The organism is Treponema pectinovorum (assembly GCF_900497595.1).
Classification (GTDB): domain Bacteria; phylum Spirochaetota; class Spirochaetia; order Treponematales; family Treponemataceae; genus Treponema_D; species Treponema_D pectinovorum.
In genome coordinates this window covers 446,919-462,893 of sequence record NZ_UFQO01000002.1, presented here as the reverse complement: position 1 = coordinate 462,893, position 15,975 = coordinate 446,919, and the positions used below count along the sequence as shown (strand labels likewise).

Annotated in this window: 14 protein-coding genes; 6 read left to right on the top strand and 8 right to left on the bottom strand. The window is 38.0% G+C overall.

What is annotated here, in order from left to right:
• Positions 1-485: 485 nt before the first annotated feature.
• A complete protein-coding gene (locus FXX65_RS04455; RefSeq protein WP_147615269.1) occupies positions 486-1,301 on the bottom strand; it encodes a tRNA1(Val) (adenine(37)-N6)-methyltransferase in 816 nt (271 codons plus the stop codon).
• Positions 1,282-2,076, bottom strand: a complete 795-nt coding sequence (gene udp / locus FXX65_RS04450; protein WP_187116215.1) for a uridine phosphorylase — start codon at positions 2,074-2,076, stop codon at positions 1,282-1,284. Before udp ends, FXX65_RS04455 begins: the two co-directional genes overlap by 20 nt.
• Before the next feature lie 98 nt (positions 2,077-2,174).
• Between udp and purU the strand changes: the two genes are divergently transcribed.
• Entirely contained in the window at positions 2,175-3,041 is an 867-nt protein-coding gene (purU, locus tag FXX65_RS04445) for a formyltetrahydrofolate deformylase (protein ID WP_147613606.1), read from the top strand.
• Between the two features lie 189 nt (positions 3,042-3,230).
• Here the strand turns inward: purU and aspS are convergent, their stop codons facing one another.
• Complete coding sequence (gene aspS / locus FXX65_RS04440; protein ID WP_147615268.1) at positions 3,231-5,063, bottom strand: aspartate--tRNA ligase; 1,833 nt, start codon at positions 5,061-5,063, stop codon at positions 3,231-3,233.
• Between the two features lie 383 nt (positions 5,064-5,446).
• On the opposite strand from aspS, the gene FXX65_RS04435 reads away from it, so the two are divergent.
• Entirely contained in the window at positions 5,447-6,085 is a 639-nt protein-coding gene (locus tag FXX65_RS04435) for an RpiB/LacA/LacB family sugar-phosphate isomerase (RefSeq protein ID WP_147615267.1), read from the top strand.
• 65 nt (positions 6,086-6,150) lie between these two features.
• Here the strand turns inward: FXX65_RS04435 and FXX65_RS04430 are convergent, their stop codons facing one another.
• The 3 genes from FXX65_RS04430 to FXX65_RS04420 form a co-directional block, all read right to left on the bottom strand.
• Entirely contained in the window at positions 6,151-7,191 is a 1,041-nt protein-coding gene (locus FXX65_RS04430; RefSeq protein WP_147615266.1) for a GGDEF domain-containing protein, read from the bottom strand.
• Positions 7,192-7,257: 66 nt separating this feature from the next.
• Entirely contained in the window at positions 7,258-8,034 is a 777-nt protein-coding gene (gene rlmB, locus FXX65_RS04425; RefSeq protein WP_147613602.1) for a 23S rRNA (guanosine(2251)-2'-O)-methyltransferase RlmB, read from the bottom strand.
• 96 nt (positions 8,035-8,130) lie between these two features.
• A complete protein-coding gene (locus tag FXX65_RS04420; RefSeq protein ID WP_147615265.1) occupies positions 8,131-8,631 on the bottom strand; it encodes a YchJ family protein in 501 nt (166 codons plus the stop codon).
• 128 nt (positions 8,632-8,759) lie between these two features.
• On the opposite strand from FXX65_RS04420, the gene ptsP reads away from it, so the two are divergent.
• The 4 genes from ptsP to FXX65_RS04400 are packed head-to-tail and all read left to right on the top strand — an operon-like array spanning position 8,760 to position 13,804.
• On the top strand, positions 8,760-10,454 hold the full coding sequence (gene ptsP, locus FXX65_RS04415; RefSeq protein WP_147615264.1) for a phosphoenolpyruvate--protein phosphotransferase: 1,695 nt from the start codon (positions 8,760-8,762) through the stop codon (positions 10,452-10,454).
• A gap of 11 nt (positions 10,455-10,465) precedes the next feature.
• Positions 10,466-11,998: a ribosome biogenesis GTPase Der gene (gene der, locus FXX65_RS04410; RefSeq protein ID WP_147615263.1), complete on the top strand. Its 1,533-nt coding sequence runs from the start codon at positions 10,466-10,468 to the stop codon at positions 11,996-11,998.
• 36 nt (positions 11,999-12,034) lie between these two features.
• Complete coding sequence (locus tag FXX65_RS04405) at positions 12,035-12,355, top strand: MerR family transcriptional regulator (RefSeq protein WP_147615262.1); 321 nt, start codon at positions 12,035-12,037, stop codon at positions 12,353-12,355.
• A 24-nt stretch (positions 12,356-12,379) separates the two neighbouring features.
• Positions 12,380-13,804, top strand: a complete 1,425-nt coding sequence (locus FXX65_RS04400; RefSeq protein ID WP_147615261.1) for a small ribosomal subunit Rsm22 family protein — start codon at positions 12,380-12,382, stop codon at positions 13,802-13,804.
• 90 nt (positions 13,805-13,894) lie between these two features.
• On the opposite strand, the gene FXX65_RS04395 is transcribed toward FXX65_RS04400, so the two are convergent.
• The gene (locus FXX65_RS04395) at positions 13,895-14,737 is read right to left on the bottom strand and encodes a TrmH family RNA methyltransferase (protein WP_147615260.1); all 843 of its coding nucleotides are present in this window, start codon (positions 14,735-14,737) and stop codon (positions 13,895-13,897) included.
• Positions 14,738-14,740: 3 nt separating this feature from the next.
• Positions 14,741-15,907: an iron-containing alcohol dehydrogenase gene (locus FXX65_RS04390; RefSeq protein ID WP_147615259.1), complete on the bottom strand. Its 1,167-nt coding sequence runs from the start codon at positions 15,905-15,907 to the stop codon at positions 14,741-14,743.
• Positions 15,908-15,975 lie beyond the last annotated feature (68 nt).

The window sequence follows — 15,975 nt, the reverse complement described above, 5'->3', positions numbered from 1 at the left end:
TAAATAAAGCACTGCTACACTTGATGTTTATATCATATAACATTTGTTAAGTTTATTTTTAGAATTTTAATAAAAATAACTTTAAGTTATTTACTTTTTAATTTGTGTACATATAATTGGTTATCTAGGTTAATTATAAATCGCTTGCGATTGGTACGATAAGGCCTATTTGTAGCCTCGCTACCCGCCTGCGAGCTTCCAGCGGCAGGGATAAGGTTCAAGAAAATCGTCCGTGATTTTCTTGAACAGACAGTTTTTTACAAAACTGTCGGCAATGATTGTGTCCGCACATCCGTGTGCGGCAGGGTCTACTTGTAGCCCCGCATCTCGCCTGCGAGCCCACAGCGGCAGGGATAGTAGGGGCGCAAAGCGTTGGCGTCGCCAATGGAGCGTTAGCGGAACCCCGAATAGCCCGATTTTTGCGGAACAAAGTGGAGCAAAAAGCCGCCCAGTATAAAAATAAATCAATTTATTTACACTTTTACTCATGGAAAATATATTTTTCTAACTTCGTCAGTATATTCTACTCTGGAATTTTTTTTCTCGTAGACTACGAGCGGCGGAAGTTGAGTTTTCGTGATCTTATAAATTTTTTTGTCGATAAAAGTTGCACATACCAAAACCATAGTTGGCTTGTGTTCTTTAAATGGACAAACGAATTGATATTGCACATCATCAAATCCATTTTTTTTGAGCGAATCAAAAATTTCCTGCAAACGCTGTGGCCGATGAATCATAAAAAATTTGCCGTTTTCTTTTAAAAGATGCGCCGCACCCAAAATAACATCGTCCAGCGTGCAAAAAATTTCTTGGCGTGCAATCATTTTTTCTGTATTGGAACTTTGTCTAGCACAAGAAGATTTTACGTACGGCGGATTTGAAACAACTATATCTGCAAGGCTTTTTTTTAATAGATTTGGAATATTTTTTATATCGCCATGGACGATTTGTATGCATGTTTCTGGCGAAAAATTATTTAATTGAACAGAGCGGTTTGCCATATCCCAAATTTTTTTTTGATACTCAAGACCTGTAATTTTTAGAGGCGCAATACTTTGCGCAGCAATCAAAATTGGAATTATTGCGTTGCCTGTTCCTAAATCAAAAATTTTTGTGGTTGAAAAATTGGATTCCCCCTCGTCAGTACGTTGGAGATTCTCATTGGGCGAAGAAAGATTGAACGACGTATTTTTTAAAACAAAATTGCTGAGCAAAACGGCATCTATTCCGTAGCAAAAAGTTTTATCGTCTTGAATTATCCTGTAATCTGGAAGATGAAGGCTATCTATCCGCTCTGCCATTTTTTAAATCTTCTTGAATCAAAAGCCTTAGCGCTTCTACCGCAACCGCGATTGAAAGTTCTGTGTCGTGAACTTGAGGATTTGGCAAATCTTTTTTTGCCCTTTCCTGATTTGCAACTACCAAAAAACAGGAGCCAACTCTAACTTTTAAAAAACTGCCTGCAATAAAAAGAGCCGCACTTTCCATTTCTGAAGCGAGGCAACCCATTCTAAGCCAAGCCTGCCATTTATTTTGGAGTTCGTAGCTGACTGGCATAACTTCTGGTTCATGCTGACCAAAAAACGAATCCTTGCACTGAACTACGCCAACATGATGTGCAATTTTTTTTGATTGTGCCGCTTTTACAAGTGCATTCACGCAGTCCAGCGAAGGAACAGCAGGATATTCGATGGGTGCGTATTCGCGGCTTGTGCCTTCCATGCGAACTGCGCCTGTTGCAATCACAATATCGCCACTCAAAACATTTTCCTGCATTCCACCACAGGTTCCTGTCCGTATAAAAGTGTGCGCCCCGGATTTTGCAAGTTCTTCAATCGCAATGGCAGCAGAAGGACCTCCAATACCTGTCGAAGTTACGCTCACTTTTACACCTTCCAAAGTGCCTGTGTAGGTTGTGTATTCGCGCACGTCACTAACGAGTTTTGCTTCATCAAAATATTCGGCAATTTTTTTGCACCGTTTTGGGTCGCCAGGCAAAATAACATATTTTCCAATCTCGCTGGGAGAAACACCTGTGTGGTATTGTTTTCCACTTCCTTCTGCATAATCAATCATCGCTATCCTCGTAAAAAAAATGTAAGACAGATTATAGCACAGATTAAAGGCAAGGATTTAAATTTGTATAACAAGCATTTTTTCTGTATGATTTTAGAATGAACAGCATTTACACACTTACAGCAACCTGTCCTGACAAAAGCGGACTCATATCTTCAATAACTTCTTGCATCGCTCGCAACGGAGGAAACATCTTAAATTTGGCACAGCACACCTCGGTCGATTTGGGAGCATTTTTTTGTAGAATTCAATTTGAAGCACCAAATACATCTGAGCAAGGCAATATTTTTAGTCCTGCTTCTTTTACGGCAGACTTTGCAGAAGTTGCAGGGCAATTCGATATAAAATGGAATATTTACGATAAAAGCGTAAAACAGAGAATGGCAATTATGGTCAGCAAGACAAGCCATTGCCTTTACGAAATTCTTTTAAAGCATGAAGATGGCCAGCTCGACTGCGAAATTCCAGTTATAATCTCAAACCATCCAGACCTCTGCGCCGTTGCAACGGAGTTTCATATTCCTTACTTTCAGATTGACACAAAAAAAGGAAAAGAAGAATGCGAAAAAGATTTGCAGTCGATTCTTGAAGATTACAAGATTGATGTTGTATGCATGGCTCGCTATATGCAGATTTTGACTGCCGAATTTACAAAAAAATGGGAAAACAAAGTGATAAACATCCATCACGGATTTTTGCCAGCGTTTAAAGGTGCACGCCCTTATGAGCAGGCGTGGAAAAAAGGCGTAAAATTGATAGGAGCAACCGCTCACTTTGCAAACGAAGATTTGGATCAAGGTCCAATAATTTTTCAGGATGTTGTGCGAGTAAAAGACACAAACTCCATAAAAGAATTTGTTGAAATAGGAAAAGATGTTGAACGCAAGGTTTTGGTAGAAGGTTTAAAGCACTATTTTAATCACAATGTATTTATCGTAGAAGGAAGAACTTTCGTAATTGAATAGAGCTTGAATTCTCTCCTGCCACACACTCAAAAAAAATCTTTCATCCTAAAAATACAACGCAAAAATGATTGAACATTTTTTTACATCGTTCAATTTTTGTGTCGCTCAAGGATGAAAGAAATTTCTGCAAACAGCATAAATCGCATCAAAAATAAAAATGCAATTCATGCTCAAAATCAAATTTAGTTTTTATTCTTCAACATCGTAACAGTTTATGTGCAAGTCTTTTAACTGCTGCTCGTCGACTGCACTCGGGCTGTCGTCCATTGGAGAAGCAGCCATATTGTTCTTTGGAAAGGCTATAACTTCGTGGATAGACTCTTCATGGCACATGAGCATTATAAGACGGTCGAGTCCTGGAGCAATGCCGCCGTGTGGTGGCGCTCCAAATTTAAACGCCTGAACCAAAAATCCAAACGCTTTTTGCGCCCTTTCTTCAGAATAGCCTACGATTTTGAAAATCCTCTGTTGCAAAGCCGGATCGTTGATACGCATCGAACCAGAAGCCAATTCATAACCGTTTAAAACCAGGTCGTACAAATCGCCTTTTACGCTACCAGGGTCGCTTTCGAGTGTATCCCAGTATTTTTTTTGCGGAAGAGTAAACATGTGGTGCTCTGTTTCCCATTTGTTTTCTTCTTCGTTCCACGCAAAATACGGAAAGTCGATTATCCAGGCAAAGTGGAATTCATCTTTAGGATTATAGAGATTTAAATCTTTTCCAAGCTGTTTTCTAACCGCACCCAGAGCAACGCACGCGGTCTGCCATTTTTCATCGCTCACAAAAAGCAACAAATCATTTTTTTGCGCAGAAAGTTTTAAACAGATTTCTTCTTCCTTTCCTGCAAAAAATTTAGAAATCCCGCCTTCAAATTTACCGTCTTGAGTGATTTTCATCCAGGCAAGACCCTTTGCGTGGTTAATTTTTGCGATTGCTTCCAGCTGTTCAATGTGCTTTCTGCTGTATTTGTCTGCAACATCTTTTACAACAAGAGCTTTTAAACCGCTCCTCTTGTGCCTTTCGATATTTTTATCAGAAGCAGCGGCTCCAGCTTTAAAAGCGTTAAAATCGGAAAGTTCTGCCATAAAAGCAGCATCCTGCAACTTCATATCAAAACGCAAATCTGGCTTATCAGAACCGTAAAAATCAAAAGCATCATCCCACGAAATTCTGTCAAACTTTGTCGGCAAATCGTAATTCAAAGTCTTTTTAAAGATATAACCCATCATTCCTTCTGTCGTTGAAAGAACTTCGTCGCGGTTCGTAAAACTCATTTCCATATCAATTTGAGTAAACTCTGGCTGGCGGTCTCCACGAGCATCTTCATCGCGATAGCAGCGAGCAATTTGAAAATACTTATCAAAACCAGAAACCATCAAAATCTGCTTATACAACTGCGGACTCTGTGGCAAAGAATAAAATTTTCCAGGATGAACGCGGCTAGGAACCAAATAATCGCGCGCACCCTCTGGAGTTGATTTTATAAAGGTTGGCGTTTCAATTTCTAGAAAACCTTTTGAAGTTAAATATTCACGGGTTGCAAACGAAACTTTGCTTCTTAAAATTATATTGTGCTGCATAGGTTCACGGCGCAAATCAAGATAGCGGTATTTTAAACGCAAATCCTCGTTGGCAACGACCAGAGTTCCATCCTTTTGGCGCACTTCTTCAATTGAAAACGGCAATTCCTGACTCGCAGTAAAAATTTCAATATCGTTCGCTTCAACTTCAATCTCGCCAGTTGGCATATCGGAATTTATATCTTTTTCAGCGCGAGGAGAAACAATCCCTTCAACCGCAATACAAAATTCACTTTTTAGCGAAGAAGCAATCTTTTTAACTTGTTCGCTTGCCTTATCGCCAACCGTAACCTGCGTAATTCCATAGCGGTCTCTAAGCCTTATAAAAACAAGAGCACCCAAATCTCTCGTACGGCTAACCCAACCGTTCAATACAACTTTTCTACCTACATCGGCTTTGGTAAGCTCACCACAAGTTACAGTTCTTTTTGAATTTTCCATTTTAATACCTTTAAAAAAGCGACCCCGAAGCCGCAAAATTTTCAAACATAATAATAATGAGATTGAGCCTTTTATACAATTAAAGATTTAGGAGGGAGAAGTCTCTCCCTGCGCTCCCAAGTCCTCAGCTTGCGCTTGCGGTCTTGTCCGCTACCCACTCTAGCGGGGACACCCCGCAGCGCCCCGTAATCACAAGCAAAGTGCAGTCCGTAAGACAAAATGCTACATAAATTAAGGGACTATCAAAATGCATCTCCCAAAATATCACATTTTAAACAAAATAAAATTTTTCAATTTTCTGCTTTTCATAAAACAAAACTCCACGCTATCCCACAAATAAAAAATATCTGTTAAAGTTAAGAAAAAATTCTGGAGGAAAAAAAATGCGTATTGCATTGATAAACGAAAATTCGCAGGCTGCAAAGAACAGCCTTATTCTAAACGCTTTAAAAAAAGTTGTAGAACCTAAAGGTTTTACTGTCGTAAACTACGGAATGTACGCTCAAGAAGATAAAGTTCAGTTGACCTATGTTCAAAACGGAATTCTTGCGGCAACTCTTTTAAATTCAAAAGCAGCAGATTATGTAATAACAGGCTGTGGAACTGGCGAAGGCGCAATGCTCGCTTTAAACAGTTTTCCTGGCGTAATTTGCGGACATGTTGCAAATCCACTGGACGCTTACACTTTTGCACAGATAAACGACGGAAACGCGATTTCAATTCCTTTTGCACTCGGTTTTGGTTGGGGCGGAGATTTAAACCTCGAATACATCTTTGAAAAACTTTTTTCAGAACCAAGCGGAGGCGGTTATCCAAAAGAGCGAGCCATTCCAGAGCAGCGCAACAAAAAGATTTTAGATTCTGTGCGCGAAGTTGCGTTTAAGTCTTTTACAGAAATTCTTAAAAATTTAGACAGAGATTTGGTAAAAGGCTCTTTTGCAGGCGAACACTTTACAGAATACTTTTTCCGCGACTGCAAGGATGAAAAAATTGCAGAAGCCGTAAAAGAAATTTTAAAATAAATCCAAAGAATTTTTGGCGAAAGAAAAACCAACTTTAAAAAACGACAAAATTCTTTCGTCAAAAGTTAAATTGCAAATTTTCTATCTTGGTAAAGCATGCCAATAATCTTTGCGGCAGTTATGTATATGTCCATTTCGCCATGCTGCCATATCCTTTCTGAAGTTGATTCAACTCTCAAGACAAAAACCTCTCCATCATCATCTTCAAAAATCTTACAGCAAAAAGCCGCCTTTATGTTTTGTACAACATATTGCGAACAAAGTTCCATTTGATTTGAAGAAATTAAAGATTCAAGATGATTTACATAAAAGAATTCTGTAGAAGCACTCAAATTGTCTTCAACTAATCTTAAATTCAAAGGCAAAAATTGATTGCTTAACGCAAGATAGTGAATTTTCTGGCAAATTATCTTATCTCCTTTTTGCAAGCAAAGATGGTCAATCGCATAATAAAAACTTAAAAAATTAAAAAGTGATAAAATTCCATCATAAATATCAGAACTTTTTGTTAAAAATCTAAAAACCATCGCATGCAAATACATCGAACTTAAAGTTTTATCCTTTTTGCTACGTAATTGAATACCTGCATGTTTTTCTAAACGATAGATTATAAAACAATTACGTCCTTTGTTTTTACCAAAATACAATGCTTTATCCGCAATTTCTAAAAGTCCTTCGTAATTTTTATCATCTTCTGGAAATCGGCTCACACCAACGGTTACTGTTATAAACAATCCTTGAAATTCTCTTATTTCAAAATTGTTCATTACCGCCATTATATTTCTGTATTTTTTCCAAATATCCTCGTACGAACTTATTTCAGGATAAACGATAAGAAATTCATCCCCACCAAAACGCCCAACAGTTCCGCTATCGCCAACAATTTCCTTTAATCTGGAAGAAACTTCAATTAGGATTTTATCGCCAGAAGGATGACCATAAGTGTCATTTACATATTTAAAATTATCGATATCCACAATCGCAAGCGAAAAAGGCACATCGTTTGCCACAAGAAAATTAATATATTCAACTAAAACAGTCCTGTTATAAACACCTGTTAGACTATCTATAGAGTTTTTATCTTCAAACAAAAAATTTGAAATCATAATTTGAAATTATACAGCAATTTTTACATGAACATCAAAAATCAAGCCAATATCAGCACGAAAAAATTACAGCGATTGCCTGTATCTTTCGTATAAGAGAACCCCAGTTGCCACAGAAACATTTAAACTGTCGATTTTGCCACAAGTTGGAATGCTCAAAATTGAATCGCACTCTTCTTTTAGGAGACGAGAAATTCCACTGCCTTCGCTGCCCATTACGATTGCAGTTTTTTGCGGAAATTTGAGCTTTTGAACGCTCTCTCCTCCAGCATCCGCCCCATAAACCCAAAAATCTGCATCCTTTAAACTTTTTACAGTACGCACCAAATTTTTTACGATGGCAATAGGAACATAGACATTTGCGCCCGCCGATGAACGTGCAATTATTTCGTTTTCAGAAAAATTATTTGAACTGTGCCGCTCTGGCATTACAACAAGGCTTACACCAAACTGATCGCACGACCGAATTATTGCACCTACATTGTGAGGGTCTGTTATGCTGTCTAAGATTAAAACAGTTTGTAGCGAATCTTCTTTTTTTGACTGCAAAATCCACTGGTCAAAATCTATTGCATTTTCCGCTTTTGTATTTGCCTCATTTGTAAGCAAAACGATTCCGCGATGTTCCCTTGCAACTTCTGGCAAAACCTTTACAAGTGAATCGAGAGTTTTTGAGTCCGTATTTTCAATTGGAATTTCTGCTTTTTTTGCAACTTCCAATATTTTTTTTATTCTAGGGCCTGTCTTTGAAAGTTTGATAGAAAAGCCTTCGTTTGTGCCATTTTCCAGCGCATAATTTAGTTTTTCTTCTATCGCATGAAATCCTGTTATTATCTGAGCCATTCTATCGTCCTAAAATCCATCGCGAATCTAAATTTTAATATTCAGAAAAAATTGTAAACTTAATCAGTTTTTTTTGAGTACAACAAAGATGAAGTCTTATTTACCGCAGCATTTTTTATATTTTTTTCCACTGCCACAAGGACAAGGGTCGTTGCGTCCAACTTTTTTGCCTTCGCGCACAACTGTCATAGGTTTTACATCGCCAACTTCGTACATCCAGTTTCCATCAATCTTTTTAAAGTAAGCATTTTCGTGATGAATTTCTTTTAATTTATTTTTATCTGTATAAGAGGCTTCAAATTCGACAAAACCTTCATCATCATTTTCGCCACCTTTATTTACATTCAAAATTTTTAATCCGTGCCAAGTAGACTGTTTGGACCATTCTTCAGTTGCCTTTCGATCTATTTCTGCAATCTTTTCGCCTTCCTCGCAGGAAGAGATGATAAAGTCAATTTCGTGTTTTACATAAGCGGTATAGCGGGCGCGCATAAGACTTTCGGCAGTTAGCGCTTTTGATTTGCCTTTTATTATGAGTTCGCAGCACTCTTCGTATTTTTTACCAGATCCACAAGGACACAAATCTTTTTCTGACATTTTTTTACGCTCCATAAAAAATTTGTTCAAAGTATATCAAAAAGCAAATCCACTCGCAAATGACAAATTGCAACGCTAAAAATCATAGTGTTTGACACTGTCAAAACTGGAAGTTAAACTGTGCTTGTATGAATGTTTTTTTAGGCACATCGGCTTCTTCTGGAATAGGCATAGGAAAAGCCTTTGTTGTTCCAAAACAAGAAAAGCGAATAATTCCCCGCAGAAAAATATTAGAAAACGAAAGACAAATTCAATGGGAAAATTTTGAAAAATCGCTCGCAAATGTTGTGGTAGATATTTCTCAAAAACTTGCAGCATCAAAAAACGACAAGATTCAAAGTCAACTTTACGAAACCTATTTTTTGATGCTCAATGACCCAGAATTCTTAAAAGAACTAAAAAATGCATTTTACAGCCACAGTTTGAATATTGAATTTGTATTGGACCGCCAGACAGAAAAATATGCAAATAAATTGCGTTCAAGCGGAAACGAATACCTTGCAGAACGTGCGCAGGACATCTGCGACATTTTTGGCAAAGTTTTAGACGATCTGCTGGATTTTCATCCGTTCAATATGGATTCAATTCCAGACAGTTGCGTAATAGTTGCAACTCAAATAAATCCAAGCGACACTCTAATCCTTTCCAAAAGAAAAATTGCAGGGCTTGCGCTTACAGAAGGCGGAGTTTCAAGCCACGTTGGAATTCTTGCGCGAAATTACGGAATTCCAGCGGTTTTTGCATTGGAAGAAATCACTTCGCAGATAAAAACTGGCGAAACAGTTGTTGTTGACGGCGACTCTGGAGAAGTTATCTCAAATCCGAATGACGAGGCTCTTGCTCAATTCAATAAAAAAATTGAAGAAGAAAAAATAAATCGACTCCTGCTAGAAAAATTCCGCAACGTAAAAGCGGCAACCAAAGACGGCGAAAACTTTAATATCTTTGCAAATATTGGAACTGTAGAAGAAGCGCAACAAGCATTACAAGAAGGTGCAGACGGAATCGGACTATTTAGAACAGAATTTCTTTTTATGAGCGAGTCCAATGCTGGCCGTTCAAACCTTTTTGATGAAGAATCGCAGTTTATGGCATATAAAAAGGTTTTAGAGACTATGGGCAAAAAGCCTGTAACGATAAGAACTTTGGATGCAGGTGGCGACAAATTTATAAATTCTTCAGAAATACAATTTAAAGAAGAAAAAAATCCACTTATGGGTTTAAGGGCAATTCGTTTAAGCCTTGCAAATCCGCTCCAGCTAAAAATTCAATTTAGGGCGCTTTACCGAGCGAGCGTTTTTGGAAATTTAAAAATAATGCTGCCTCTAATAACAAATGTTACACAAGTTGAACAGACTTTAGAGATTGCAAAAACTGCAAGGGAAGAATTAAAAACCGAAGGAATAGAATTTAAAAACGATGTTCCAATCGGCATCATGATAGAAACTGCGGCGGCGGCTTTAACAGCGGATTGTCTTGCAAAAGTGAGCGATTTTTTTTCTATCGGAACGAACGATCTTACTCAATACACGATTGGAGTTGATAGAGAAAATGCGTCTGTTGCTCCGCTGTATGATGAATTTCATCTTGCGGTTTTAAGAATGATAGAAAACACGATAAGCGAAGGCGAAAAAGCAAAAATCGATGTTTCTGTCTGTGGCGAAATGGCAAGCCGAAAATCCAGCGTCTTAGTTCTCGCAGGAATGGGCGTTAGAAATTTTAGCATGAGTCCAAAGATGATTTGCCCTATAAAAGAACTGCTTTCTCGCTACTCTGTTAAAGAACTTCAAAACATCTCGTCAAAACAACTTAATTCGTTGTAAAATACAACGATATGAAAAAACAAAAACCAAATTTCTCGTTACCAAAGCCTCAAAAAAATCAGGCCGCAAAGGAAATTTTACAAGAAGAAATCCCAGAACTTTATGATATACAAAATGGCGATGAATACGGCGAAGAAGATTTTTCTAGCACAGAGCCTTTAAAGTTTTTTCCAGAAAAAAGTTATAAGAATCTTCCCACAGTTGCAATCGCAGGCCGTCCAAATGTCGGAAAATCAACCTTGTTCAATCGATTTATGCACAAAAGGCTTGCAATAGTAGATCCAACTCCTGGCGTTACAAGAGACCCTGTTGAATCAACTGCCTTTATAGACGGTAAACCAGTGCGCCTTATAGACACGGGCGGATTTAAATTGGACAGAATAGAAGGTAGCCGCGAAGCCGAAATGGACGCTTTGGTTGTAGAAAAATCGCTTTCAATCATAAAAAATGCCGATGCTATAATTTTACTTTTGGAAGCAGGAAAAATCACTGGCGAAGACGAAGAATTCATCCATATTTTGCGTCCATATTGGGATAAAGTTACAGTTGCAATAAACAAATGCGAAGGTGGCAATGGCGAAAGCGTAAGCTGGAATTATTTAAAATATGGTTTTTCGGACATTCTTTTTATTTCTGCCGATCACGGAGACCGCATTAGCGAATTGGCAAAACAGGTAACTTCAAAACTCGACTTTTCTAAAGTGGAAGAAGGCGAAGAAGAAAAAGTCATAAAAATTTCTATAGTAGGAAAACCAAATACAGGAAAGTCGACTCTCTCAAATAGGCTTACAGGAACAACAAAATCGATAGTTTCAGACTACGCAGGAACTACGAGAGATGTTGTTGAAGGTAAATTTTCGTTTGGAAAATACAATTTTCAAGTTTTGGACACGGCAGGCATAAGGCGCAAAGCAAAGGTCAAAGAAAATGTCGAATACTATTCTGTAAACAGAGCGATAAAAACCTTAGACGAATGCGACATTGTATTTTTAATGATTGATGCTGAACAGGGACTTGCAGAGCAGGATAAAAAAATATGCTCGCTCGCTTACGAAAAAGGCAGAGGAATAATTTTTGTATTAAACAAGTGGGATTTAAAAGAGCAGACAAAAAAAGTCTACAAAGAAACTGTAGATTACATTCAATTTATGTTTGGACAGATGAAATTTGCTCCGATTCTTCGCCTTAGCGCGTTAAACGGAGATGGCGTAAAAGAACTTATGGAAGCAACCGTAAAAATGTACAAGCAGCTTACGACAAAAATAGAAACTTCCGCCTTGAACAAGGCTCTCGACGACTGGCTTTTTCGCTATCCGCCACCTGCATCCAAGGCAATTCATTTTAAAATTCGCTATATGACGCAGACGAGCGTAAATCCAATCGCCTTTAGAATTTTTGCGACAAGCCCCGACAATGTTCCAGAAAGCTATGTAACATATTTAAAAAATCGCATAAGGGAAGATTTGGGATTCGACTTTATTCCTATAATGCTGGAGATGAAAAAAAGCCGCAAAAAATGGGAAAATCGATTTGACGAGCGATAAATTTCAACTTAAAAAATTAAATTTCAAGGGGAATTTGTGACTTATTCGATTGGAGAAGCAGAAGAAATTACAGGAATAAAATCTCACATATTGCGATACTGGGAAGAAGTTATTCCAGGTTTTGCGCCTCGTAAAGATTTGGGCGGAAGGCGAATATACTCTGAGCGCGATATAGATTTGATTCTCCGCTTAAAATATCTAATCAACGAAAAAAAATTTACGATAGAAGGTGCCAGGGACGAAATTTTAAGGGAAACAGCAAATTACGATTCAAAGGCAGAACTTTTTGACTCAATCAGGCAAATAAGAAGCGAACTTTCAAACCTCTATATGATAATTCGCAAATACAGAAAATAACAATCCAGTTAAGGTACACAAAATATGGAACAAAACACAACAAAATGGTACGAAAAAGCTTCTGGCAAAAAAAGTCAAAATCCCAAAAATAAAAAATTAAAACTCGAAAAGACGAAATCCGAAAAATCAAAAGCGAGTATTTTTGAAAAAAACGCTGACAAAAAATCGCAAAAAAATAAATCTGAGAAAAGCACGAATTTAAAATCGAAAAGGGATGATTTTTCAAAAGATATAAAACCGTCCACAAAAACACTTTCCAATGCAATTTCGATGTTCGACGAAAAAAATATTCCGCAAGACGCACTGCAAATATTGAACGACTTTTCTTCCATCGTTAATTCGACGATAAGACTTTCTAAAAAACAGCAAATTTTGTTGGAGTCCAAAATAAAAGATTTGAGCCATCAACTTACAGACGAACGGAACTCTCGCAGGCTTGGATATATGAACGATTCTGCTCACATAGCCGCATACATAAATTATTTTATGTGGTGGAATCTGGTGCGGCTGACTCGACTTTTTGCAAACTTGCCAAAAAATTCGTTCAACCTAAATGATGGAGATGTTTGCCTTGATATTGGAAGCGGTCCTTTAACGGTTCCTGTTGCATTGTGGCTTTCTTGCCCAGAGTTGCGAGCAAAAAAATTGACTTTTTACGTTTTAGACCTTTCGCAAAATGCGCTTGCTTTAGGAGAAGAAATCTACCTTGCGATCGCTGCAAAAACTTTGAAACAAAACGAAGAGCCTTGGAAAATTGTGCGTGTAAAAGGTACGATTGGAACTAGCATAAAAGAAAAACCAAATCTTATAACCTGTGCAAACGTCTTTAACGAAATTGCGCAAAATAGCGAAATGCCAAGCGATTTTCTTGCAAAAAAATATACGAAAGAAATTGAATCTTATTTTGAAAAAGATTGTGAAAAAGAACAGACCGTTTTTGTTGTAGAGCCTGGTGTTCCGTATGCAGCAAGGCTTGTAAGTTTGATGCGTGATTCTTTTATAAGGCTGAATTTTATGCCTGTAAGTCCGTGTCCACATATCCACTCGTGCCCAATGGAAGGAAGAACGACTGCAAACCCATCTGGAAAATGGTGCAATTTTGCCTTTAACACAGAAACTGCTCCAGAAGAGCTTTTAAAATTTTCTAAAAAAGCGAATTTGCCTAAAGAACGAGCAGTTTTAAGCTATGTGCTTTCTAAAAGAAGTAAGCAAGAATATAAAACTCCGAATGATAAAAACCTTGTGCTTAGAGTTGCCTCTGATTTTATACGCTTGCCTGAATTAAAAAAGAATGGATATTACTGTTGCAGCGAAATTGGACTTGTTATGGCAGTTGATATTTCTAACTCAAGACCAGAAAATGGCGACCTTTTAAAAGTTAAGATGCCAAAAAACATAGAAAATCTGGGGCGAGACAAAAAATCTGGTGCACTTTTTGTAAATATTTAGCCCAGATTGTAGCCCCGAAGTTGTGGCAAAGCCACAATGAGCGTTAGCGAAGGGCGGAAAGCTGGTCGAGACTAAAAATTGTGCTCTGTCTTAATTTTTATGTTCAAGAGATTCGGCCCATTTTTGCATTAAAATTCCGTAGGCAACGCCGACGTTGAGACTTGCCTTTAGGCCTTTCATTGGAATTGTTACGCAGCCATAAGTCGCTTTTTCTAGCGATTGTGGACTTACGCCCAATTCTTCTGAGCCGATTATGCAGATTCCTTTTTGTGGAAATTCAAACTTGTCGATTGGTGTTCCGCCTGTTTCCAAAACGAAAATCGGGATTTCTTTTTGTTTTGCAAATTCGCCCAATTCTTGCAAATTCATTTTTTGGTAACCCAAAGTTTCTATGCAACCCATTGCACTGCGTTCTGCTTTTGGATGATTTGGAGGCACGCAAAGCGGACTTATTAAAACCTGTTCAACGCCCAACGCTTCTGCGCTGCGAAAAATTGAGCCCAAATTAAACGGCGAACGTATATCTTCTGCATAGACGTAAACCTCGGGGAAAAAATCTCGCACCTTTACAAGTCCTTTTTCATCTTTGAGCAAAGGATGCGGAGCGATTATTAAATCCCACTCCGCAGGAAAAGTTCCTATGATTGCAAACATTGCATTGCGCGCAAGATTACAAGCCCGTTTTTCGTCGAAAGGCTCTTCATTTAAAACATTTTTTAACAATACGGAAGCGTCCGCCGATAAAAGCGGGTCCTTTAAGGTTATTTCTATGAGCTTTTTTATATATTGAGCGCGAGAAATATTTTTGTAATTGTATTCGTTACCTTTTTCGGAAATTCCTAAAATATCGCGTTCCAGTGCGCCAAATGTAAGAGCTATTTTTCGTCTTTTTTGACCACCTTCGAGTTGGCTCAATTTTCCAGGGTCTATCATAAGTTAAAAAGCCGCTTTTACGAGCTCAAAAAGATCGTCACCAGTCATTGAGCGCGGGAGAGAGTTTGCATATTCCAGACTCGAAGCGTCTTGTGCTGCAAGAGCAAGTTGATCCATCGTGATAGACAAATCCTTTAAACGTGTTGGAAGATTTGCCATTGCAATCCTCTGGCGGATATTTTCTGCAAGAGATTTTGCAAGGATTTCTGATTCTGTCGCTCCTGTAGATGTAAGGGATGGTTTTATAGCCAAAAGTTTTGCAAAAGCAGCGACTTTTTCTGTTTTAAATTTTGCACAGTCTTCAATTACATACGGAAATAAAATTGAACTTACAAGCGAGCGGCTTATTTTAAAACGACCGTTTATGACAATAGCAAAAATTCCTGCCGGTCCAAACGATGAAATACTTGCGGCAAGGCTTGCCATGCAACCACCTTGAACCAACAATTCTTCTTTTGGAGTTGTGATAGAAAGAGAGTCCGCACCGTCCATAGCATAATGCAAAAGAATTGCGGATTTTTCTGCAAGCATCTCACTAAAAAAATTCGATTTTTGCGAAAAATAACTTTCTGCACAAAGGCAAAGGCTTTCTAGCGAAAGTGAATTTATTTGATGTTCGGTGAGAGTTACAGTCATATTTGGATCAAAAATTGCAGCCTTGCAAAGTCCATAAGAAACTTTTAAGAGTTTAACTTGATGTGTTCTTGAATCTGTAATAGGAATCTTGTCTGTAAATAAAGTTGGTGCTCTACAAGTTGTCGGAAGAGCAATCAGCGGAATTGGTGCTTTTTTAGGGAAAGAAGGTTGGTCAATAAAATCATACAAATCTTCGCTTTCATAGCAAAAAGCTGCAACTGCTCTAGCAATTCCCAAGGCTTTTGCACCACCAGCGGCTATTACGCCTTGTACATGCGAATTTTTAGCAAGATTTATAGCAAGCCTAGCGGTCTTTGAATCTGCAACTTGGGCAAGTTCATCAAAGATAAAATAATCAACATTGCTGTCTTTTAAAGATTGGGTTATTTTATCAGCAATACCTACCGCTTTTAAAATTGGATCCAAAATCAAAATGAATCTTTTTCCGTATTCCAAGGCAAACTCGCCAAGCCTGCTCGCAGAATATGATGAAATTATGATATTCGGGGAAACTCTAAATATAAAATCTGACATGCCAATTCTCCAAGGACAAAAAAAGCAGAACACCCTCGTTCTGCTTCCTCTTTTATTCTATAAACAAG